Source organism: Streptomyces sp. NPDC097619 (assembly GCF_040302735.1).
GTDB lineage: Bacteria > Actinomycetota > Actinomycetes > Streptomycetales > Streptomycetaceae > Streptomyces.
Window position 1 is genome coordinate 44979 of sequence record NZ_JBEOSD010000003.1, and the last position, 21882, is coordinate 66860.

17 protein-coding genes are annotated in these 21882 nt (G+C 72.5%); 7 read left to right on the top strand and 10 right to left on the bottom strand.

From position 1 onward, the window contains the following. Window positions 1–11 precede the first annotated feature (11 nt). Genes ABTZ17_RS01460 through ABTZ17_RS01470 form a run of 3 tightly spaced genes read right to left on the bottom strand, consistent with a single transcriptional unit; the run spans window position 12 to window position 2798 of the window. Window positions 12–923, bottom strand: coding sequence for an ABC transporter ATP-binding protein (locus ABTZ17_RS01460; RefSeq protein WP_352193467.1), 912 nt, complete (start codon window positions 921–923; stop codon window positions 12–14). Continuing rightward, entirely contained in the window at window positions 920–1807 is an 888-nt protein-coding gene (locus ABTZ17_RS01465) for an ABC transporter permease (RefSeq protein WP_352193468.1), read from the bottom strand. Before ABTZ17_RS01465 ends, ABTZ17_RS01460 begins: the two co-directional genes overlap by 4 nt. Further along, window positions 1797–2798, bottom strand: a complete 1002-nt coding sequence (locus tag ABTZ17_RS01470; protein ID WP_352193469.1) for an ABC transporter ATP-binding protein — start codon at window positions 2796–2798, stop codon at window positions 1797–1799. Before ABTZ17_RS01470 ends, ABTZ17_RS01465 begins: the two co-directional genes overlap by 11 nt. Before the next feature lie 247 nt (window positions 2799–3045). Here ABTZ17_RS01470 and ABTZ17_RS01475 point away from each other — a divergent pair, with 247 nt between their 5' ends. The 3 genes from ABTZ17_RS01475 to ABTZ17_RS01485 all read left to right on the top strand — a co-directional run bounded on the left by ABTZ17_RS01475 (window position 3046) and on the right by ABTZ17_RS01485 (window position 7056). Next, window positions 3046–3888 (top strand): M24 family metallopeptidase, encoded by an 843-nt coding sequence (locus ABTZ17_RS01475; protein WP_352193470.1) that lies wholly within the window; start codon window positions 3046–3048, stop codon window positions 3886–3888. Between the two features lie 2 nt (window positions 3889–3890). Then, complete coding sequence (locus ABTZ17_RS01480; protein ID WP_352193533.1) at window positions 3891–5696, top strand: SDR family oxidoreductase; 1806 nt, start codon at window positions 3891–3893, stop codon at window positions 5694–5696. Between the two features lie 379 nt (window positions 5697–6075). Continuing rightward, window positions 6076–7056, top strand: coding sequence for a MerR family transcriptional regulator (locus ABTZ17_RS01485; RefSeq protein WP_352193471.1), 981 nt, complete (start codon window positions 6076–6078; stop codon window positions 7054–7056). Between the two features lie 92 nt (window positions 7057–7148). Here ABTZ17_RS01485 and ABTZ17_RS01490 read toward each other — a convergent pair whose 3' ends face one another. Beyond that, window positions 7149–7895 (bottom strand): aquaporin, encoded by a 747-nt coding sequence (locus ABTZ17_RS01490; protein ID WP_352193472.1) that lies wholly within the window; start codon window positions 7893–7895, stop codon window positions 7149–7151. 201 nt (window positions 7896–8096) lie between these two features. Between ABTZ17_RS01490 and ABTZ17_RS01495 the strand changes: the two genes are divergently transcribed. Further along, on the top strand, window positions 8097–8636 hold the full coding sequence (locus tag ABTZ17_RS01495) for an RNA 2'-phosphotransferase (RefSeq protein ID WP_352193473.1): 540 nt from the start codon (window positions 8097–8099) through the stop codon (window positions 8634–8636). 12 nt (window positions 8637–8648) lie between these two features. Here the strand turns inward: ABTZ17_RS01495 and ABTZ17_RS01500 are convergent, their stop codons facing one another. After that, a complete protein-coding gene (locus tag ABTZ17_RS01500) occupies window positions 8649–9578 on the bottom strand; it encodes a class I SAM-dependent methyltransferase (RefSeq protein WP_352193474.1) in 930 nt (309 codons plus the stop codon). A gap of 298 nt (window positions 9579–9876) precedes the next feature. On the opposite strand from ABTZ17_RS01500, the gene ABTZ17_RS01505 reads away from it, so the two are divergent. Next, window positions 9877–10788: an LLM class flavin-dependent oxidoreductase gene (locus tag ABTZ17_RS01505; RefSeq protein WP_352193475.1), complete on the top strand. Its 912-nt coding sequence runs from the start codon at window positions 9877–9879 to the stop codon at window positions 10786–10788. Between the two features lie 118 nt (window positions 10789–10906). Continuing rightward, the gene (locus ABTZ17_RS01510) at window positions 10907–11770 is read left to right on the top strand and encodes a Cof-type HAD-IIB family hydrolase (RefSeq protein WP_352193476.1); all 864 of its coding nucleotides are present in this window, start codon (window positions 10907–10909) and stop codon (window positions 11768–11770) included. Between the two features lie 85 nt (window positions 11771–11855). On the opposite strand, the gene ABTZ17_RS01515 is transcribed toward ABTZ17_RS01510, so the two are convergent. The 4 genes from ABTZ17_RS01515 to ABTZ17_RS01530 form a co-directional block, all read right to left on the bottom strand. Beyond that, window positions 11856–13571: a GAF domain-containing sensor histidine kinase gene (locus ABTZ17_RS01515; protein ID WP_352193477.1), complete on the bottom strand. Its 1716-nt coding sequence runs from the start codon at window positions 13569–13571 to the stop codon at window positions 11856–11858. A 42-nt stretch (window positions 13572–13613) separates the two neighbouring features. Next, on the bottom strand, window positions 13614–17144 hold the full coding sequence (gene cydD, locus ABTZ17_RS01520) for a thiol reductant ABC exporter subunit CydD (protein WP_352193478.1): 3531 nt from the start codon (window positions 17142–17144) through the stop codon (window positions 13614–13616). A 79-nt stretch (window positions 17145–17223) separates the two neighbouring features. Then, entirely contained in the window at window positions 17224–18225 is a 1002-nt protein-coding gene (gene cydB, locus ABTZ17_RS01525) for a cytochrome d ubiquinol oxidase subunit II (protein WP_352193479.1), read from the bottom strand. An 18-nt stretch (window positions 18226–18243) separates the two neighbouring features. Next, the gene (locus ABTZ17_RS01530; RefSeq protein ID WP_352193480.1) at window positions 18244–19749 is read right to left on the bottom strand and encodes a cytochrome ubiquinol oxidase subunit I; all 1506 of its coding nucleotides are present in this window, start codon (window positions 19747–19749) and stop codon (window positions 18244–18246) included. A 222-nt stretch (window positions 19750–19971) separates the two neighbouring features. Here ABTZ17_RS01530 and ABTZ17_RS01535 point away from each other — a divergent pair, with 222 nt between their 5' ends. Next, the gene (locus ABTZ17_RS01535) at window positions 19972–20340 is read left to right on the top strand and encodes a cyclophilin-like fold protein (RefSeq protein ID WP_352193481.1); all 369 of its coding nucleotides are present in this window, start codon (window positions 19972–19974) and stop codon (window positions 20338–20340) included. Between the two features lie 143 nt (window positions 20341–20483). Here the strand turns inward: ABTZ17_RS01535 and hisC are convergent, their stop codons facing one another. Next, entirely contained in the window at window positions 20484–21563 is a 1080-nt protein-coding gene (hisC, locus tag ABTZ17_RS01540; protein WP_352193482.1) for a histidinol-phosphate transaminase, read from the bottom strand. Between the last annotated feature and the right edge of the window lie 319 nt (window positions 21564–21882).

Below are 21882 nucleotides of genomic sequence, written 5' to 3' on the forward strand. Positions count from 1 at the left end.
GCCAGCTCCTTTCAGGCCGAGACGAGGTAGGAGAAGACCGATTCCAGGGACTCGTCCGAGGGCGAGACCGTCAGGAGCCGGATGCCGTGCGCCCGCGCGACGCGGGGCAGCAGCTCGGTGAACCGGCCGAAGTCCACGGCCTGGATACGCAGGGCCCCTTCGGCGTGGTCCACCTCGATGCCCGCGGTGGACGGGTCCGCGATCAGGGCCGCGGCCAGGGCGCGGTCGTCGGTGGAGCGGACGAGGTAGCGGTGCGGCCGGTCCGTCATCAGGCGGCGGATCTTGCGGAAGTCGCCGGAGGCCGCGTGCCGGCCGGCCACGATGACCTCGATGTGGGAGGCGAGCTGCTCCACCTCCTCCAGGATGTGCGAGGAGAAGAGCACGGTGCGTCCCTCGTCGCCCATCCGGCGCAGGAGGTCCATCAGCTGCATGCGCTGGCGGGGGTCCATGCCGTTGAAGGGCTCGTCGAGGAGGAGCACGGACGGGTCGTGGACGAGGGCGGAGGCCATCTTCACGCGCTGCCGCATGCCCTTGGAGTACGTGGCGATCTTGCGGTCCTGGGCGTACTCCATCTCCACGGTGGCGAGGGCCGTGCGGGCGGCCCGCTCGTCCAGTCCGTGGAGTTCGGCGTTGGCCACGACGAACTCGCGGCCGGTGAGGAAGTCGTACATGGACTCGCGCTCGGGCACGACGCCGATGTGGCGGTAGACCGTCTCGTTGCGCCAGATCGGGGCCCCGTCGAGGGTGACGGTGCCGGTGGAGGGGGCCAGGAAGCCGCCCATCATGTTGATCAGGGTGGACTTGCCCGCCCCGTTGGGGCCGAGGAGTCCGGTGACCCCGGGCCCGATGCGCATCGTCACGTCGTTCACCGCGACGACGTTGCCGAACCAGCGGGAGGCGTGGTCGATGTCGATGAGGGTCACAGCCCGGCCTTCCGGTAACGGCCCATCAGGGCGGCGTAGGAGCCGGCGATGAGGGCGAAGACGACCAGCAGGTAGACGAGGCCGGCGCCGGCACCCGGTCCGTAGCCGCCGGGGAAGGCGGAGGTGGCGCCGAGGAAGGCGGTCTGCACGCCGTCGACCAGGGTGATCGGGGAGAACAGGCCCATCCACTCGATGGCGCCGGTGTTCCCGGTCTCGTAGGCCACCGCCTGCACGGCCGAGACCGCGCCGTACGGGATGACCAGGAGGGCGATCACGGCGGCGACGCCGAACCCGCGGCGGGGCGTGAGGGCGGCCATGACCAGCCCGATCCCGGCGAAGAGGAGGGAGAGCAGCACCACGGACACCAGTCCCTGCGCGAACCCCTTGGTCTGGTCCGCGAAGTCGAATTTGGCGAGCAGCGCCCCGATGTACATGACCAGCAGCGGGGCCGCGGTCAGGATGAACAGGGCGGAGAACATGGCCGCGTATTTGGCGAGGACGTAGTCCACGCGCTCGATGGGCCGGGAGAAGTACAGCGGCACCGTCTTGAAGCGCAGGTCGCGGGAGACGGACTGCGGGGCCTGGGAGGCCAGGTACAGGCCGATGACCATCTGCAGGTAGAGGGCGTACGAGGTGTACTTCAGCGGCAGGTCGGTGGAGCCGGGGACGGCGATGGCCACCGCGACGATGATGGCCGCGGGCACGCACATCACGGCGAACAGCAGCATGGGCAGCACCTTGGACTTGGCCGAGCGGCCGAGTCCGTAGGCCCCGCGCAGGGACTGCGAGAACAGCGACCGGCGGGCGTAGGCGCGGCCGAGGCGGGGACCGTCGTACGAGCGGTAGCCGATGTTGTGGATCCGGGTGGAGGCCTCAGGCGCCATCGTGGCCGGCTCCCTTCTGGGCGTGCTGGTGCGGGGCGTTCTGCGCCTGCTGCGGTCCGTCGCGGAACACTTCCGCGATGTGGTGGCGGCGCTGTTCCATCCGGACCAGGCCGAGTCCGAGGGAGACGACGGTGTCGCGGACGGTGTCGTAGGTCTCCTCGCCGGCGGCCTCGACCAGGAGGATGTGCCCGGCACCGGGCAGTCCCTGTTCGGTGCCCGCGTGCAGGGTGACGCCGGCGGCGGCGAGGGCCTCGCGGAGGGCGCGGGTGCCGTCGGGGTGCGCGTCGGAGTCGGTGACCTCCACCGCGAGGGTGGCGGTGGTCTGGGTGAAGTCGCTGGTGGAGCTGGACCTCAGGAGCTTGCCGCCGTCCACGACGACCACGTGGTCGCAGGTCCGCTCCAGCTCGCCGAGCAGGTGCGAGGTGACCAGCACGGAGATGCCGAAGTCGGTGTGGATGCGGCGGATGAGGCCGAGCATCTCGTCGCGGCCGACCGGGTCCAGGCCGTTGGTCGGCTCGTCGAGGAGGACCAGCTGGGGGTCGTGGACCAGGGCCTGGGCCAGCTTGACCCGCTGCTTCATGCCGGTGGAGTAGCCGCCGATGGGGCGGTACCGCTCCTCGTAGAGGCCGACGTGGCGCAGCGTGTCGGCGGTCCGTTCGCGGGCCGCGGTGGGCGGCAGGCCGGACATCCGGGCCATGTGGACGACGAACTCGGTGGCCGAGACGTCGGGGGGAAGGCAGTCGTGTTCGGGCATGTAGCCGACGCGTTCGCGGATGGCGCTGCCATGGGTGGCGACGTCCAGTCCGAGCACGGCGGCGCGGCCCTCGGTGGCGGGGGACAGTCCCAGCAGGATCTTGATCAGCGTGGACTTGCCGGCTCCGTTGGCGCCCACCAGGCCGGTCACTCCGGGCCCGATGTCGAGGGAGAGCCGGTCGAGGGCGGTCACCTTGGTGTACCGCTTGCTCAGGCTTTCGGTCGCGATGACAGTCACGTTCCGAAGGTAGTGGCGCGAACCCGACGGTCGCGTCAGACCTGGAGCCGTACCCGTCTCAGCCTTGAGGCGTACGGGATCCCGCTGAAGGACTACGGGACGGCCGGTGGACACGCGGTCGGGGGGTAGGGGACGGCCCGGAACTTCGGGGCAGTCGGTGCAGGGGCCTTGACGTGATCTCCAGGCATTGTCACATTCATCAGTGTCAAGTTACGGACGCGTACGGCTACTCGGACGGACGGCTGTCATGGCAGGGGTCATCAGGGAACTCTCCGCGGAGCTCCGCGGATTCAGGGAAGTGCAGCGGCTTTCCTACGCCTGTGCGGAGGCGGTCGCGGCACGGCTGGAGCCGGGGATCACCGAGCGGCAGGCGGCCCGGATGCAGCGGGACTGGCTCGGCGAGCACGGGGTGCGGGACTGGTTCCACCTGCCGTTCGCCTGGTTCGGGGACCGCACGGCCTTCGTGGGCTTCCGGATACCCCTGCAGTTCTTCCCCACCGATCGCCGGCTGGAGCCGGGCATGCCGTTCATCCTCGACATGGCCCCGATCCACCGGGGGTACGCGGCCGACGTCGGCTACTCGGGGAGCCTCGGGCTGAATCCGGTGCAGGACCGGCTCATGGACGACCTCCGGGAGCACCGCGAGCTGATCCTGGCCGAGGTCCGTGAGCGTCGCCCGCTGCGGGAGATCTACGAGGACGTGGAGCGGCTGATGGCCCGGCAGGGCCATGCGAACCGGCACCGGGCCTATCCCTTCGGCGTGATCGCGCACAAGGTGGACCGGGTGAAGGAGCGGCGCTGGTCCCCGCGGGTGTTCGGGTTCGGCACCCAGTCCCTCAAGGGGCTGCTGAGCGATGCCGTGCACGGGCACCGGGAGGGCTGGTCCCCCCTGTGGAGCCCGTACAGGTTCTCCGACCACCCCCCACAGCCGGGGCTGTGGGCGGTGGAGCCGCACCTCGGTTTCCGCGGGACCGGGGCGAAGTTCGAAGAGCTCCTGGTGGTCACCGATTCACGGGATCCGCAGGAGAGCGCATTCTGGCTGGACGACGATCTGCCGCACGTGCGGCGCTGGGCGGAGGGGAAGGCGTGAGCATGACGGCGATGGACGGCGCGCGGGAGCGCTGGGTGGCGACCGGTGGGATCGAGCTGTGCGTGGTGGAGCTCGGTGACCCGGAGCGGCCCACCGTCGTGCTGGTGCACGGGTACCCGGACAGCAAGGAGGTGTGGTCGGAGGTGGCCGAGCGGCTCGCCGGCTCCTTCCACGTGGTGCTGTACGACGTCCGGGGTCACGGCCGGTCGGCCGTCCCGAAGCCGTTGCGCGGCGGGTTCACCCTGGAGAAGCTGACGGACGACTTCCTCGCGGTGGTCGACGCGGTCAGCCCGGACCGGCCGGTGCACCTGGTGGGGCACGACTGGGGTTCGGTGCAGGGTTGGGAGTTCGCCACCGTCAAGCGGACCGAGGGCCGGATCGCCTCCTTCACCTCGATCTCCGGGCCTTCCCTGGACCACTTCGGGCACTGGATCAAGAAGCGGATGGCGCGGCCCACTCCGCGGCGGGCCGCACAGCTCCTCGGTCAGGGCGCCAAGTCCTGGTACGTGTACATGCTGCACACCCCGGTGCTGCCGGAGCTGGCCTGGCGGGGCCCGTTGGGCAAGCAGTGGCCGCGGATCCTCCAGCGGGCCGAGAAGCTGCCCGCGGACGGGTACCCGACCGCCTCGCTGCCCTCGGACGCCGCGCACGGGGCCTGGCTGTACCGGGACAACATCCGCGCGCGGCTGTCCCGGCCCCGACCGGACGCCTTCGCGCACGTACCGGTGCAGCTGATCACCCCGACCGGCGACGCCTTCCTCTCCGAGCGGCTCTACGACGAGCTGGAGCTGTGGGTGCCGAGCCTGCTGCGGCGGACCCTGCCCGCCAAGCACTGGGTGCCGCGGACCCGCCCGGACCAGGTCGCCTCCTGGATCACGGAGTTCGTCACGGGCCAGGAGGACCAGCCGGGCGGGGCCGGTGCGGGGGCCGCCGTCGCGGTGACGGGCAAGGCCGCGCGCCGGGCGGCGCGGGCGAGCGGGTACGCGCAGCGCTTCGGCGGACAGCTGGTGCTGGTGACCGGCGCGGCCAGCGGGATCGGCCGGGCCACCGCCTTCGCCTTCGCCGAGGCGGGGGCGCGGGTGGTGGCGGTGGACCGGGACGGCGAGGGCGCCGCCCGGACCGCCGAGATGGCCCGGCTGCTCGGCGCGCCGGACGCCTGGGGCGAGGTCGCGGACGTCAGCGACGAGCAGGCGATGGAGAAGCTCGCCGCGAAGGTGGCCGCCGAGTACGGGATCGTGGACGTCCTGGTCAACAACGCCGGGGTCGGGGTCTCCGGCTCCTTCTTCGACACCTCGGCGGAGGACTGGAAGAAGGTCCTGGACGTCAATCTGTGGGGGGTCGTCCACGGCTGCCGGATCTTCGGCCGCCAGATGGCGGAGCGCGGCCAGGGCGGGCACATCGTGAACACCGCGTCCGCGGCCGCCTACCTGCCCTCGCGCGGGCTGCCCGCCTACAGCACCTCGAAGGCCGCGGTGCTGATGCTCAGCGAGTGCCTGCGCGCCGAGCTGGCGGACAAGTCCATCGGGGTCTCGGCGATATGCCCGGGGATCGTCAACACCAACATCACCGCCACGACCCGGTTCGCCGGGGTGGACGCGGCGGAGGAGCGGCGGCGGCAGCAGCGTTCCTCCCGGCTCTACGGGCTGCGGAACTTCCCGCCGGAGAAGGTGGCGGAGGCCGTGCTGGACGCGGTGGTGCGCAACCGGGCCGTGGTCCCGGTGACCCCGGAGTCCCGGGCCGCGCTGTGGGCCTCGCGGCTGGCTCCGGGGGTGCTGAGGGCCGTCGCACGGTGGGAGCCGCGGCTGTGAGCCCGCATCCGACCGGCCGCGCGGGGTGGAGGCCGGCCGTCGGTCCGGCCCGCGGGACCGGCCGGCGGGCGGGCGCACCGCCACCCGCGTGATCGGCGGGGCGCACCTGCCGCTCCCGGCCGGGGAACGGCAGTCGCCGCGGGCGCGGGCCCGCTCCGCGACGGAGGGGTCGCCGCCCGCCCGGAGAGAGCGCGGCGCGGCCATACCCCGCTCCTTCCGGCGGTCGTACCATCCCTCGCAGGAAGGCTCGCTGCGCAGGGCAGTCGAGCACCCGGCGGCTTCGCCCGCCGCGCGGGCAGCGGCGGGGGCGGCGGGCCGGGCCGCGCCGTCCCGGACGGCGGGCCCGGGCGGGCCGGGGGCGTCTGGCGAGGGAGTGGGTTTGTCCGATCAGGCAACAGCCGAGTACCGGATCGAGGATCTGGCGCACCGCAGTGGTGCCACCGTGCGGACGATCCGGGCGTACCAGGACCGCGGCCTGCTGCCCAGGCCGGAGCGGCGCGGGCGTTCCAATGTGTACGGGGACGCGCATCTGGCCCGGCTGCGGCAGATCGCCGACCTGCTGGACCGCGGGTACACCCTGGCCTCGATCAAGGAGCTGCTGGAGGCCTGGGACGCGGGGCGCGGTCTGGGCGGGGTCCTGGGTCTGGTGGCCGAGGTGCACGGGCCGTGGACGGACGAGGAGGCGGCCCGGATCACCCGGGACCAGCTGAACGACCGGTTCGGCGGGGTCCCGGACGACCGGGCCGTGGACGAGGCCGTGGAGTTGGGGGTGCTGGAGCGGATCCCTGGCCGGGTGGACGAGTTCCTGGTGCCCAGTCCGCAGGAGCTGGCGGTGGCCGCCGAGCTGCACGCGGCGGGGGTGCCGCTGTCGGCCATCACCGGGCACCTGCGGGAGCTGCGGGGCCAGGTGGAGAACATCGCCTCCCGGTTCCTGGAGTTCACCACCGAGCACGTGTTCGCCCGGTACCTCGGCGGTCCCTCCCCCGCCGGTTCGGAGGAGGAGCCTTCGGACGGCGGCGCCCCGGCCTGGACCGGCGAGGTGACCCTGACGGAGGCGGCGGCCACGGAGGCCGCGGCGATGGTCCGGAGGCTGCGACCCCTCGCCCAGCAGACGGTGGACGCCGAGCTGGCGCGGGCCATGCGGCTGTTCGCCACCCGGCACCTGCAACAGCATCTGGGGGCGCCGGGGCAGTCGCCGGTGCCGCAGGGGCCGACCCCGGTGCCGCTGCCCGCCGATACGGTCCGGGCGGTGCAGGAGCTGGTGGGCCCCGACCACGTGGCCGCGTTCGTGCGGGCGGCCACCGAGCGGGAGCTCCAGGCGCGCACGATGAACGAGCTGGCCGGTCGGAGGGGCCGCTGACTTACCCACAGGGTCACCCTCAGCCCCTCACCCATTCGGCTACAAAGGGCACCAAATCGGCTGTGGAAAGCCCGGTTTCCCTGTGGACGGACTCAACTGACGGCCTTGTAGCCGCTGTTGAGCGGGGTCGTCGCGAGAGTCCCGATCACCTCGCGACGGGGCCGTCCGTACAGGAGCAGGGAGAGCACCACCCCGAGGACCCCGCCGACCAGCTGGGCGGCCACGAAGCCGGGCAGGGAGGCCGGCGCGATGCCGGTGAAGGAGTCGCTGAAGGCCCGGCCCAGGGTCCCCGCCGGGTTGGCGAAGGAGCCGGAGGAGGTGAACCAGATCGCCGCCCCGATGTAGGCGGCGACGGCCGCGGGGATCAGCCGGGGGCGGCCGATGCGCCCCAGGCCCTCGATGACGAGCACCAGGCCGGCGGTCGCGACCACCTCGCCGACCAGGAGGTGGCCACCGTCCCGGACCTGCGTGGCCAGCACGCCCGGCACCCGGCCGAACATCGCCTCGGCCAGCACCGCCCCACCGACGGCGCCGGCGGCCTGGGACGCGACGTAGAGGGCCGCTTCGGGGCCCGTGAGACCCTCCCCGCCGGTCCTGCGGGTCCACCAGGAGACCAGGGTGACCACGGGGTTCAGGTGCGCGCCGGAGAGCGGACCGAAGAGGGTGATGATCAGCCCCAGCCCCACCGCGGAGGCGGCCGAGTTGGCGATCAGGGCGGTACCGGTGTCCGCGGCGAGGGCCGCGGCCTGGATGCCTGAGCCGACGACGATCACGAGCAGGGCCGCGGTGCCGACGAATTCGGCCGCGGCCCGGCGCGGCAGGGCGGCGGGAGCGGGCATGGGGAACCCCCTGGGGCAGGTGCGAGGAAACGGCCGGACGGCCAGCGGAAAATGTATTCCGTATCTTGGAAGAGCGATAGAGGGTGTCCAGGCCGGAGCCACCGGCCGCCGGCGCACTCCCCCCACACCCCCGCCCCACCCGCCCGAGCCCCCCGCGAAAAGGGATGGTCCGGGGCCCGGAGGACCGGGCAGGCTGGCCGCATGGACGAACGGCGCACCGTGAAGGTGTCGAAATATGTCTCGAAGCACCTCCGACACCAACCGGAACGGATCGGACTGGTGCTCGACCCCCAAGGCTGGGTCGGAGTCGACGAGTTCCTCGCGGCCGCGGCCGCGCACAGCTTCCCCCTCACCCGGGCCGAGCTCGATCACGTCGTCGCCGCCAATGACAAACAGCGGTTCGCCGTCGAGGACGGCCGGATCCGGGCCAGCCAGGGCCACACCGTCCCCGTGGACCTCGCCCTGCCCGCCGCCGAACCCCCCGCGTACCTCTACCACGGCACCGCCCCCGCGGCCCTGGCGGCGATCCGCTCCGAGGGACTGCGCCCCATGGCCCGCCACCACGTGCACCTCTCCCCCGACCGGGAGACCGCGACCCGGGTCGGGGCCCGCCGCGGCCGCCCCGTCGTTCTGTCCGTGGACTCCGGGGCCATGCACCGCGCGGGCCACGTCTTCCGGGTCAGCGCGAACGGGGTCTGGCTCGCGGAGTCCGTACCGGTGGAGTTCCTGCGCTTCCCCTGAACGCCGTGGGGCTCAGCCCGCGCGGAGGAAAGCGCTGGTGGAGACCCGACCCACCATCTTCAGCCGGGTCCGACCCTCCAGGTGGGCGTCGGTGGCCTCCTGCACCCCCGGCCAGCGGCCGTCCCCGTAGTCGTCGAGCACGACGATCGCGCCCGTGGCCGCGATCTCCTCCACCCAACCCAGATCCCGGGCCACGCCCTCCCGGGAGTGGTCCCCGTCCACCACGATCACCCCGTACCGCCGGTCCGAGACCGCCTCGCGCACCGACGGGTCCTCCGAGAACCCCCGCTGGATCCGCAGCCGCTCGGGATCCACCCCGGCGTACCGCAGATTGGCCCGCACGACCTCCTCCGTGATCGGGGTACCCGAGGGGTCGCGGCTGATCTCGACACCCGGCTGGAGCTGCACCGGCGCGATGGGGTCCACGATTGTCAGCCGATAGTCCAACCCCCGGCGCACCACCTGCCGGACCATCCCGCCCGCGAACAGCCCGTACAGGGTCCCGATCTCCAGGATCTCCCCGTTGGGCGGGCCGAGCAGCGGGGTCGTGGTCAGCTTCCCCAGGATGTTCGCGGTCGAGCCCGCGATCCGACCCACACCCCGGGACTCCACCTCCACCAGGGTGCGGAAGGCCTGCGCGGTCTCCGTCCAGGCCCCCGGCCGCCCCGCCACCGCCGCGATCTCGTCGGAGAGCTTCTTGAACATCTCCCGGCTCGGCATCCGGTCGTTGTGGCGGCCGTCCTTCCCGTACAGCAGGTCGTACGAGAAGGGGCGGCTGTGCCGCTCGGAAAGCTGCTCCTGGGTCCGACGCAGTTCCTGCCGCAGCGCCTCGATCTGCCGGTCGGCAGCGCGCAGCCTCCGGTCGATCCGCCGGTCGATCCGGTCGACCACGGGCTGGAGCAGACGCCGCGCGGGGTGGGCGCGGAGGGGCACATCGGTCATGGCGCACTCCTGGCTACGGGATGTTTCACGTGAAACGACGCTAGTGAGCGGGCCGATCGGACCCAAGGCGCCCTGAGGGAAGTTCGCGCACTGTCACCACCCCAACCCCCTTGCGTCTGCGCCCCGTTCACGCCCGCTCCACCCGGCGCCCGCCGCACCACCCCGGACCACCGCGGGGAGGGCGACGACGTCCGCGCGGTGGCGGACACAGCGGAGGGCGGTGGGACGGAGTCCCCGGAAGAAGGAGCGGGCGCTGAGCGCCCGGCCGTGTCCGCTCAGCGGACGTAGGCTCGTTCCCATGAGCACCTCCCTGCGCCTGAGCACCGTGATCCTCCCCCTTCACCGCTGGCAGGAAGGCGGCCGCGCCCGCTGGCAGCGGGCCGAGGAGCTGGGCTTCCACGCCGCCTACACCTACGACCACCTGTCCTGGCGCTCCTTCCGGGACGGCCCGTGGTTCGGCGCCCTCCCCACCCTCACCGCCGCCGCCGGCGCCACGACCCGGATGCGGCTGGGCACCCTGGTCACCTCACCGAACTTCCGCCACCCCGTGACCCTCGCCAAGGAACTGATCTCCCTGGACGACGTCTCCGGCGGCCGGATCACCCTCGGCATCGGCGCGGGCGGCAACGGCTTCGACGCCACCGCCCTCGGCCAGGAACCCTGGACCCCCCGGGAGCGCGCCGACCGCTTCGCCGAGTTCGTCCCGCTGCTGGACCGGCTCCTCACCGAAGGCGCCGTGTCCGCGCAGGGCACCTTCTACTCCGCGGAGGAGGCCCGCAACCTCCCTGGCTGCGTCCAGCGCCCCCGGCTCCCCTTCGCCGTGGCGGCCACCGGCCCCCGCGGCCTGAAGCTCGCCGCCCGACACGGCCAGGCCTGGGTCACCACCGGGGACCCGAAGCTCTACGAGGCGGGCACCCCCGAACAGTCGGTGGAAGCGCTCCGCGGCCAGCTCGACAAGCTCGGCAAGGCCTGCGCGGACATCGGCCGTGACCCCGCCGAACCGGACAAGATCCTGCTCACCGGCTTCACCCCCGACCGGGGCCGCATCCTGGAGTCCGTGGACGCCTTCGTGGACTTCGCGGGCCGCCACGCGGAGCTGGGCTTCACCGAGATCGTCGTGCACTGGCCGGTCCCCGACTCCGACTTCGCGGCCGACGAGGAGGTCTTCGAGCGGATCGCCACCGAGGCCCTCGCGCAGCTCGGCGGCTGATTCCCCGCCCGACGGGGCCGGACCGCTCCCTCGGTCCGGTCCGGCCCCGGCCGGGGGGACCCCGGAAACGGTGCGGACCAGCCCCGATGTGCGGGGCCGCGCTCTTCTGTGCCGGCCCATGGGTGAAGATGGGCCTGTGACCGCAGCTGCCCAGGAACGCCCCGCCCCCCGCCTGATCGCCACCGACCTGGACGGAACGCTGCTGCGTGACGACAAGTCGGTCTCCGAGCGGACGGTGGCGGCCCTCGCCGCCGCCGAGGCCGCCGGGATCGAGGTCTTCTTCGTGACCGGCCGCCCGGCCCGCTGGATGGACGTGGTGAGCGAGCACGTGCACGGCCACGGGCTGGCCATCTGCGCCAACGGCGCCGCCGTGGTCGACCTGCACGGCGGCCGCCGGTTCGTGGAGGTCCGGGCCCTCGCCCGGCCCGCCGCCCTCCAGGTGGTCGAGGCCCTGCGGACGGTCGCGCCGCACAGTTCCTTCGCCGTGGAGACCACCACGGGCATCAACTACGAACCCGCCTACCCGCCCTTCTACATGGACCCGGGCGCCACCGTGGCCACGGCGGAGAAGCTGCTGCGCGAGCAGACCGACGAGGACAGCGCCCCGGTGCTGAAGCTCCTGGCGCACCACCCGGAGCTGTCCCCCGACGACTTCCTGGAGCTGGCCCGGTCCGCCGCCGGGGAGTTCGCCACGATCACCCGCTCCAGCCCGACCGCCCTGCTGGAGATCAGCGGCCCGGGGGTCTCCAAGGCCAGCACCCTGGCCCACTGCTGCGCGGAGCGCGGCATCTCCCCCGAGGAGGTCGTCGCCTTCGGGGACATGCCGAACGACGTGGAGATGCTGACCTGGGCGGGTACCTCGTACGCCATGGGCAACGCCCACCCGGCCGTGCTCGCCGCCGCCTCGGGTCGGACCGTGGCCAACAACGAAGACGGGGTCGCCGTGGTCATCGAGCAGATCCTCGCCGCCCGCACGGCCTGACCCCCAGCGGCTGACCCGCGCGCCCCGGCCCGCGGACCGCCCGGCGGACCGGCGCCGGGCCCGGCCCGCACCGCCCGGACGGGCCCTACAGCGGCGCCTCCCACACCAGGGTGGTGCCGCCGCCGTCCTCGCCCAGCCCCGGCCCGTACCAACTGGAGCCGCCCAGGGACTCGGCCCGCCGCTTGAGGTTCCGCAGGCCGCTGCGGCGACCGCCCTCGGGGATGCCCACCCCGTCGTCGGACACCTCCAGGCGCACCGCGGGCCGGCCGTCCGCGAGGGCCGCGGTGGCATCGAGCACCACCTCGATCCGGCCCGCCTCGGCGTGCCGGAAGGCATTGGACAGGGCCTCGCGCAGCGCCGCGATCAGGTTCTTGCCGACCAGCTCGCCCACCACGGCGTCCACGGCGCCCAGGAACCGGTGCGAGGGCTTGAAGCCCAGCGGCACCGCCGCCATGTTGATCTCCCGCAGGACGCGGGTCCGCAGGCCCGACGGGGCCTCCGCGGGCCCCTGTTGCAGGGCGAAGATCGCCGTGCGGATCTCCTGGATGGTCACGTCCAGCTCGTCCACGGCCTTGCCGACCCCGTCCCGCACCTCCGGAACGATGGACCGGCGCTGGGCCCCCTCCAGCATCATCCCGGTGGCGAACAGTCGCTGGATCACCAGGTCGTGCAGGTCGCGGGCGATCCGGTCGCGGTCCTCGAACACCGCCAGCCGCTCCCGGTCCCGCTGTGCCTCGGCCATCATCAGGGCCAGCGCCGCCTGGGAGGCGAACTGCGTGGCCAGGGTCCGCTCGGCCTCGCTGAAGGGGCGGGCGCCGCGGGCACGCGGGGTGACCAGGGCTCCCAGCACCCGGCCCCCGCTGTGCAGGGGCAGCATCATGCAGGGCCCGTAGCGGGCGGTGAGCCGTCCGAGCATGCGGGGATCGGTGGCGGCGTCGTCCACGAACAGCGGCTCGCCCTGCATGAGCCGGGCCACCACCGGGCTCTCGGCGGGGACGACCACCCCCAGGGAGGAAGCCGGGTCGTCCGAGGAGACCGCCACGATCTCCATCCCGCCCTCCTCGGCGGGCAGCATCACGATGCCGGCCGCCGAGTCCGCGAGGTGCCGCGCCTGCTCGGCGACGACCGACAGGGCGTCGTCGGCGTCCCCGCCCGAGAGCAGGGCGGTGGTCACCGCCACCGACCCGTCGATCCAGCGTTCGCGTTGGGTGGCCGCCTCGTAGAGCCGGGCGTTGCCGATGGCGATGCCGGCCTCGGTGGCCAGTACCCGGACCATGTGCACGTCGTAGTCGTTGAACTGCCCGCCGCCGTGCTTCTCCGCGAGGTACAGGTTGCCGAAGATCTCCCCCTGCACCCGGATGGGCACCCCGAGGAAGGTCTTCATCGGAGGGTGGTGCGCCGGGAAGCCCGCGGACCGCGGGTCCGCGGTCAGATCGGCCAGGCAGACCGGGTCCGGGTGCCGGATCAGGGCGCCGAGCAGGCCGCGCTTGCCGTCCGGCCGGTGCCCGATCAGCCGGGCCTGCTCGGCGCTGATCCCGTACGTGACGAAATCCGACAGGCCCCGGCCCTCGGTGTCGACCACTCCGATGGCCGCGTACCGGGCCCCGGCCAGCTCGGCGGCCGTCTCGCAGATCCGGTCGAGGGTGGAGTGCAGCTCCAGCCCGCTGCCCACCGACCGCATGGCCTCCAAGAGCTGTGGCACCCGGGCGGTGAGCTCGGTGGACAGCCCCTGGAGGCTCCTCGACGCCTGGGCGGCGGCGTCCAGCGGATCCGGGGACTCCTGCGACTCCTGCACTGACATGCCCTTGAGCCTAGTTAGTCCCTTTTACCAGGGAAAGTCGGCTCAGGAGGCGAGGGCCGGGGATTCGGCCGCCCGCTCCCGTTCCCGCATGTCCCGCAGCGGTCCCGGTACGGCCGCCAGCTCGGCGTACCCGCCGCGCTGGACCACCCGACCCCCGTCGAGGACCAGGACCTCGTCCACCGCCTCCAGACCCACCATCCGGTGCGTGATCAGCACGGTGGCGCGGCCTTCGGTGGCGGCCAGCAGGTCGGCGGTCAAGGCGTCTGCGGTCGCGGTGTCCAGGTGTTCTGCGGGCTCGTCGAGCACGAGCACCGGGAAGTCCGCGAGCAGGGCCCGGGCGAGGGCGAGCCGCTGGCGCTGACCGCCCGAGATCCGCTCCCCGTGTTCGCCGATCAGGGTGTCGAGCCCGTCCGGCAGCTCCTCGGCCCAGTCCAGGAGCCGGGCCCCGGCCAGGGCCCGACGCAGCTCCGCCTCGTCCGCTCCGGGGCGGGCCAGCAGCAGGTTCTCCCGGACCGAGCTGTCGAAGAGGTGGGCGTCCTGGGCGCAGAGCCCGACCAGGGCCCGTACGTCGTCCCCCGCGAGGGTGCTCGCGGGGGTGCCGGCGAGGCGGTAGGTGCCCTCCGCCGGGTCGAGGAAGCGCAGGAGCACTTGGGCCAGGGTGGTCTTGCCGGAGCCGGAGGGGCCGACGACGGCGATGCGGCGCCCGGCCTCCAGGGTGAGGTCCACGCCGGCCAGGGCGGGTGCCTCCTGGCCGGGGTGGCGGGCGGTGAGCCCGCGCAGCTCCAGGGGGAAGGGGTGCGCGGGGGCGGCGGCGGGGGTGGGGGGCTCGGTCACGGGGAGCGGGGTGTCGAGGACCTCGTGGACCCGCTCGGCGCTGCGCCGGACCCGTTGGCGGTACTGAACGGCGAGGGGGAGGCCCGCGACGGCCTCGAAGGCCGCGAGCGGGGTCAGGACCACCACGGCCAGGGCGACTCCGCGCAGCCGTCCGTCGTGGACGGCGGCGACGCCCGCGGCCGCGGACAGCACCACGGTGAGCCCGCAGACCAGGGCGGAGAGGCCGCTGCCGAGGCCGGTGGCGGCAGCGCCGCGGGAGGCGATGCGGGTGAGTTCGCGGTCGGCCCGCGCGGCCCGTTCGCGACGCTCCGGGAGGGCCCCGGCCACGGTCAGTTCGGCGGTGCCGGTGAGGAGGTCGGCGGTCCGGGTGGCCAGCAGGCCGCGTGCGGGGGCGAGCCGGCGTTCGGCCTGCCGGGCCACGGCCCCGCTGAGCAGAGGCACTCCGACGCCGGCGAGGAGCAGTCCGACGGCGAGGGCGGCGCCCGCCTCGGGCAGCAGCCAGGCGGTGAAGCCCACGGCTCCCGCGGAGACCAGGACCGCGGTGCCCACCGGGAGCAGCCAGCGCAGCCAGTAGTCCTGGAGGGCGTCGACGTCGGCGACCAGGCGGGAGAGGAGGTCTCCGCGCCGGGTGTGGCGCAGTCCGGCCGGGGCGATGCGCTCCAGGCGGCGGTAGACGGAGACCCGCAGGTCGGCGAGCATCCGCAGGACGGCGTCGTGGGAGACGAGGCGCTCCGCGTAGCGGAACACGGCCCGGCCGATGCCGAAGGCGCGGGTGGCCGTGACGGCCATCATCAGGTAGAGCACCGGGGGTTGTTCGGAGGCCCGGGAGATGAGCCAGCCGGAGACGGCCATGAGTCCGACGCTGCACCCGACCGCGAGGGAGCCGAGGAGCAGCCCCAGGCCGAAGCGGCCGCGGCGGGCCCGGCCGGTCTCGCGGACCCGGGCCAGGGCGCCTGCGGGGGCCGGTGCGGTGGTCGGGGTGGCCGGGGCCTCGTCCACGACGGGAGCACCGGCGGGACCGGGGCCGGTCGGGGTGCCGTACCGGGGGTCGGGGCGGCCGGGGCCGGTGAGGGGGGCCTGCCGTTCGGCGGGGAGGGCCCGGCCGGGGGCGAGGCGCACCACCCGGTCGGCGACCGCGAGCAGGGCGGGCCGGTGGACGACGAGGAGGACGGTGCGCCCCACGGCCAGTCGTCGGACGGCCTCGACGATGCCCGCTTCGGTCTCGCCGTCCAGGGCGGCGGTCGGCTCGTCCAGGAGGACGACCGGGCGGTCGGCGAGGAAGGCGCGGGCGAGGGCGAGGCGCTGGCGCTGGCCCGCGGAGAGTCCCAGTCCGCCCTCGCCGAGCTCGGTGGCGGCGCCGCGCGGCAGGTCCGCGACGAACTCGGCGGCTCCGGCCTCCCGCAGGGCGGCGGTCACGTCCTCGTCGTCGGCCTCGGGCCGGGCCAGCCGGACGTTCTCCGCGATGGTGCCCGCGAAGAGGTGGGGGCGCTGGGGGACCCAGGCGATCCGGCGCCGCCAGTCCGCGGGGGAGAGGTCGGCCAGTGCGGTGTCGCCGACCGACACCCGGCCCGTGGTCGGGGTCACGAAGCCGAGCAGGACGTGCAGGAGGGTGCTCTTGCCCGCTCCGCTGGGGCCGGTGAGGGCCGTGCAGGTGCCGGGTTCCAGGGTGAGCGAGACCGGGGCGAGGGCTTCGGTGCCGCGGCCGGGGTAGTGGACGGAGACCCCGTCCACCCGTACCGGCCAGGGTCCGTCCGGAACGGGTCGGGTGCCGGCGGGGGCCGGGTCCGGCGTCTCCAGGACCTCGAAGATCTCCTCGGCGGCCGCCAGTCCCTCGGCGGCGGCGTGGTACTGGGCGCCGACCTGGCGGAGCGGGAGGTACGCCTCCGGGGCCAGGATCAGGATGACGAGCCCGGTGTAGAGGTCCAGGTCCCCGTGGACCAGCCGCATGCCGATGGTGACGGCCACGAGGGCCACCGACAGGGTGGCCAGCAGTTCCAGGGCGAAGGAGGAGAGGAAGGCGATGCGCAGGGTGCGCAGGGTGGCCCGGCGGTAGTCGGCGGTGATGGCGCGGATGGACTCGGCCTGGGCCTTGGCCCGGCCGAAGACCTTGAGGGTGGGCAGGCCGGCCACCACGTCAAGGAAGTGGCCGGAGAGCCGGGAGAGCATCCGCCACTGCCGGTCCATCCGGGACTGGGTGGCCCAGCCGATGAGGACCATGAACAGCGGGATCAGCGGGAGGGTGCCCACGATGATGGCGGCGGAGACCCAGTCCTCGGTGACCACCCGGGCCAGCACCGCCACGGGGACCACCACGGCGAGGCCGAGTTGGGGGAGGTAGCGGGAGAAGTAGTCGTCGAGGGCGTCCACACCGCGGGTGGCCAGGGTGATCAGGGAGCCGGTGGAGCGGCTGCCGGGGTGGGCCGGTCCCAGGTCGGTGGCGCGGGCCAGGAGTCGGCCGCGGAGTTCGGACTTCACGGCGGCACTGGCGCGGTGGGCGGCCAGCTCGGTGAGCCAGGCCACCAGGGCGCGGCCCAGGGAGACGGCGACGAGGAGCAGCAGGGGGTCACGCAGGGCGGTGGTGTCCAGGTCCCGCTGGAAGGCTCCCACCACGATCTCGGCGATGAGCATGGCCTGGCCGACGACCAGCCCCGCCCCGAGGAGGCCGAGGACCACCACGGCGGCCAGGAAGCGGCGGGTGGAGCGGGCGTACCGGAGCAGACGCGGATCGATCGGTTTCACGTGAAACATGCCCCCTGGGCAGGGTCGGGCGTTCGGTCGGCCGGAGGCCCCGGGCGGACCCGGGGCGCTCCGGCGGCGCTCAGTGCGCCTCGGCGATGTGGTGGGTGCCGATGCGCTTGCGGAACACCCAGTAGGTCCAGCCCTGGTAGAGGAGGACGATCGGGGTGGCCACGCCCGCGCACCAGGTCATGATCTTGAGCGTGTAGGGGCTGGACGAGGCGTTGGTGACGGTGAGGTTCCAGGCGTCGTTCAGCGAGGAGGGCATGACGTTCGGGAAGAGCGTCAGGAACAGCATCGCGACCGCGGCCGCGATGGTGACCCCGGAGAGGGCGAAGGCCCAGCCCTCCCGGCCCTTGAGGTTGGTGGCGAGCGCCCCGAGCAGGGCGACCACCGCCACCACCATGGCGACCAGGCTCTTGCCGTCGCCCTTGGAGACCTGGGTCCAGATCAGGAAGACCAGCGCGAGCACGGCGGTGGCCGCGCCGAGCTTGAGGGCCAGGGCCCGCGAGCGGTCTCGGATCTCACCGACCGTCTTGAGCGAGGTGAAGACCGCGCCGTGGAAGGTGAACAGGGAGAGCGTGACCAGCCCGCCGAGGAGGGCGTAGGGGTTCAGCAGGTCGAAGAAGGTGCCGACGTACTCCTTGTCGGCGTCGATCTTGACCCCGCGGACGATGTTCGCGAAGGCCACGCCCCAGAGGAAGGCCGGGATCAGCGAGGTCCAGAAGATCGCGTGTTCCCAGTTGGTCTGCCAGTTCTCCTCCGGCCGCTTGGCCCGGTATTCGAAGGCCACGCCCCGGATGATCAGGCAGACCAGGATGATCAGCAGCGGCAGGTAGAACCCGGAGAACAGGGTGGCGTACCACTCGGGGAAGGCGGCGAAGGTGGCGCCGCCGGCGGTGAGCAGCCAGACCTCGTTGCCGTCCCAGACGGGCCCGATGGTGTTGATGAGGACCCGCTTCTCCTTGCGGTCCCGCGCCAGCAGCTTGGTCAGGACGCCGACGCCGAAGTCGAAGCCCTCCAGGAAGAAGTAGCCGATCCAGAGGACCGCGATGAGCACGAACCAGACGTTGGGGAGTTCCATGTGGCGTTCTCCTCGGCCTCAGTACGAGAAGGCCATGGGCCGGTCGGCGTCTTTGTCGTCGCCGCCGATCTTGGTGGGCGGGTTGAGATCGGACTCCGTGAGCTCGGGCGGTCCGGCCTTGACGTACTTCACGAGCAGCTTGACCTCGATCACCGCGAGGGTGGCGTAGAGCAGGGTGAAGACGGCCATGGAGGTGATGACCTCGCCCTGCGAGACACCGGGGGAGACGGCGTCCTTGGTGCGCAGGACTCCGTAGACCACCCAGGGCTGGCGGCCCATCTCGGTGAAGATCCAGCCCCAGGAGCTGGCGATCAGCGGGAAGCCGAGGGTCCACACGCCGAGCAGCCAGTACCAGCGGGTCAGGCGCGAGCCGAGGGGCTTCTTGAAGAGGACCAGGTGCGGTACCTCGTCCTCCCCGGTGCGCAGGCCCGGTGGCAGCATGAACTTCCTGCGGGTCAGCCACAGCCCCAGGAGTCCGATGGCGAGCGAGGCCATGCCGAAGCCGATCATCCAGCGGAAGCCCCAGTAGGCGACGGGGATGTTGGGCCGGTAGTCCCCGGGCCCGTACTTCTCCTGCTCGGCCTTGTTGACGTCGTTGATGCCGGGGACGAACGAGTCGAAGTCGTCGTTGGCGAGGAAGGACAGCAGGCCCGGAATCTCTATGGCCACCTTGTTGTGACCCTTGTCCACGTCCCCGTAGGCGAAGATCGAGAAGGGGGCGGGCGCCTCGCCGTCCCAGAGGGCCTCGGCGGCGGCCATCTTCATGGGCTGCTGCTTGAACATGACCTTGCCGAGCATGTCGCCGCTGATCGCGGTGAGGAGGCCGGCCACGGCCACCGTGACCAGGCCGACCCGCAGCGAGGTCCGCATCACCGTGATGTGCTTCTTGCGCATCAGGTGGAAGCAGGAGATGCCGACCATGAAGGCCCCGCCCGCGAGGAAGGCGGCCGTCAGGGTGTGGAAGACCTGGGTGAGGGTGGTGTTCTGGCTGAGCACGGCCCAGAAGTCGGTGAGCTCGGCGCGGCCGGACTCCTTGTTGATCCGGTAGCCGACCGGGTGCTGCATCCAGGAGTTCGCCGCCAGGATGAAGTAGGCGGAGAGGATGGTGCCGATCGACACCATCCAGATGCAGGCGAGGTGGACCTTCTTCGGCAGCTTGTCCCAGCCGAAGATCCACAGACCGATGAAGGTGGACTCGAAGAAGAAGGCGATGAGGGCCTCGAAGGCCAGCGGGGCGCCGAAGACGTCACCCACGAACCGCGAGTAGTCCGACCAGTTCATGCCGAACTGGAACTCCTGGACGATGCCGGTGACGACACCCATCGCGATGTTGATCAGGAAGAGCTTGCCCCAGAACTTCGTCGCCCTGAGGTACTTCTCCTTCCCGCTGCGCACCCACGCCGTCTGCAGACCGGCGGTCAGCGCCGCGAGCGAGATCGTCAGGGGCACGAAGAGGAAGTGGTAGACGGTGGTGATGCCGAACTGCCATCGCGCCAAGGTCTCCGGCGCCAAAGCTAGGTCCACGTCGTCTTCTCCTTCACATCGGCGTGGTCACATCGGCAGTTTGCCTGCTTCATCCAGGGCAATACGGGATGAAGCATGACACGCTTGTGAACGCGTTCACATTCACAAGCATTATGTCGTACCGGCTTTTCGATCTTCGAGGCGGGGTCCCCCTATCTCCTCCGCATCCACGGACAGGGGCACCCCTAGCCAAGGAATTCAACATCTTGTTGAATCCCGACCATGCAGATACGTATCTCCTGGCCCTCCGGCCATCTCACCGCCAGCCTCGGCGACACCCCCACCGCCTCGGCCCTGGCCGCTGCCCTCCCCCTGTCCGCCACCGCGCACACCTGGGGCGAGGAGGTGTACTTCGACACCGGGGTCTCCGTGGGCCTGGAGCCCGACGCCCGGCAGGTGGTCGAGCCGGGCACCGTGGCCTTCTGGACGGAGGGCGACGCCCTCGCCCTCCCCTACGGACCGACCCCCATCTCGCGCGGCGGCGAGAGCCGTCTGGCGAGCCCCTGCAACCTCCTCGGCTCCCTGGACGGCGACCCGCGCCTGCTCGCCACCGTCCGCGACGGGGACCCGATCCGCGTCGAACGCGCCTGACCCCGCCCCTCCTCCCCCTCCGTCCCTGGACCCGCACCACCCGCGTTCCCGCCGCGCCTCCCGCACGAGGTCCGGCCGGACACGACGAAGGGCCCGCCCCGCAGGACGGACCCTCCTCCTCGCGCCGCGGCTCACGCCACGGCTCACAGCTCCTTGCGGAACGCCTCCGCCGCGTGCAGGAACAGGTCGTTCGCCTCGGTCTCGCCGATCGTGACCCGCAGCCCCTCGCCCGCGAAGGGGCGCACCACGACCCCGGCCTTCTCACAGGCCGCCGCGAAGTCCAGGGTCCGCTCGCCCAGCCGCATCCAGACGAAGTTCGCCTGCGTGTCCGGCACCGTCCAGCCCTGCTTCAGCAGGGTCTCGTGGACCCGCGCGCGCTCGCCGACCAGGGAGCCGACCCGGCCCAGCAGCTCGTCCTCGGCCCGCAGCGAGGCCACGGCCGCGTCCTGCGCCAGCTGGCTGACACCGAAGGGGACGGCCGTCTTCCGCAGCGCCGCCGCCACCGGCTCGTGCGCCACGGCGAACCCGACCCGCAGCCCGGCCAGCCCGTACGCCTTGGAGAAGGTGCGCAGCACGGCGACGTTCGGCCGGTCCCGGTACAGCTCGATGCCGTCCGGCACGTCGGCGTCCCGGACGAACTCCCGGTACGCCTCGTCCAGCACCACGAGCACGTCGGAGGGGACCCGGTCCAGGAACCGCTCCAGCTCCGCCCGGCGCACCGCGGTGCCGGTGGGGTTGTTGGGGTTGCAGACGAAGATCAGGCGGGTCCGCTCGGTGATCGCCTCCGCCATCGCGTCCAGATCGTGCACGTCACCGGAGGTCAGCGGCACCTGCACGGAGGTCGCCCCGGAGATCTGGGTGATGATCGGGTACGCCTCGAAGGAACGCCAGGCGTACATGACCTCGTCGCCGGGGCCGGCCGTGGACTGGATCAGGGACTGGGCCACACCCACCGAGCCGGTGCCGGTCGCGACGTGCTCCACGGGCACCCCGAAGCGCTCCGCCAGCTCGTTGACCAGGCCGGTGCAGGCCATGTCGGGGTAGCGGTTGAAGTTCCCGGCCGCGGCCACCGCGCTCTCCAGCACGCCCGGCAGCGGGGGGTACGGGTTCTCGTTGGAGGACAGCTTGTAGGCCACCGGCCCCCCGGCGGCGGCCGGCTTGCCCGGCTTGTAGGTGGGGATGCCGTCCAGCTCGGCGCGCAGCTTCGGGCTCTTCTCGCTCACCGCAGGTCCTCCTCGACCGTTCCGCTCAACTCAATACTGCTCACCTTATGAGGATTCCGTCGCGCCGAGAATGGGTGCCGGAGGGAAAGAGGGGGCGTACGCATATATGCGCACGCCCCTGGCTCGCGCCGTGGCGCGCATCCCCCGTGAAGGTGAGTTGAGACCGGTTCGAGACCGGAGCACTTGGCATGCTCGTACCCATCGACAACTGACACCCCACGGCCGATCACCCAACTGGCCTTTATTTACAAGGCATTTGGGGGTGGCGAACCATGCAGAAACGTGCCTGTCAACGACTGCATATGCACACGGGCCTTCC

Bases quoted from the DNA above. Each gene is read 5' to 3' on its own strand.
- ABTZ17_RS01535 (WP_352193481.1), top strand. From the start codon at position 19,972: ATGCAGATACGTATCTCCTGGCCCTCCGGCCATCTCACCGCCAGCCTC.
- ABTZ17_RS01505 (WP_352193475.1), top strand. From the start codon at position 9,877: ATGAGCACCTCCCTGCGCCTGAGCACCGTGATCCTCCCCCTTCACCGC.
- ABTZ17_RS01510 (WP_352193476.1), top strand. From the start codon at position 10,907: ATGGGTGAAGATGGGCCTGTGACCGCAGCTGCCCAGGAACGCCCCGCC.
- ABTZ17_RS01515 (WP_352193477.1), bottom strand. From the start codon at position 13,571: ATGTCAGTGCAGGAGTCGCAGGAGTCCCCGGATCCGCTGGACGCCGCC.
- ABTZ17_RS01475 (WP_352193470.1), top strand. From the start codon at position 3,046: ATGGCAGGGGTCATCAGGGAACTCTCCGCGGAGCTCCGCGGATTCAGG.
- ABTZ17_RS01480 (WP_352193533.1), top strand. From the start codon at position 3,891: ATGACGGCGATGGACGGCGCGCGGGAGCGCTGGGTGGCGACCGGTGGG.
- ABTZ17_RS01495 (WP_352193473.1), top strand. From the start codon at position 8,097: ATGGACGAACGGCGCACCGTGAAGGTGTCGAAATATGTCTCGAAGCAC.
- ABTZ17_RS01490 (WP_352193472.1), bottom strand. From the start codon at position 7,895: ATGCCCGCTCCCGCCGCCCTGCCGCGCCGGGCCGCGGCCGAATTCGTC.
- ABTZ17_RS01500 (WP_352193474.1), bottom strand. From the start codon at position 9,578: ATGACCGATGTGCCCCTCCGCGCCCACCCCGCGCGGCGTCTGCTCCAG.
- ABTZ17_RS01465 (WP_352193468.1), bottom strand. From the start codon at position 1,807: ATGGCGCCTGAGGCCTCCACCCGGATCCACAACATCGGCTACCGCTCG.
- cydB (WP_352193479.1), bottom strand. From the start codon at position 18,225: ATGGAACTCCCCAACGTCTGGTTCGTGCTCATCGCGGTCCTCTGGATC.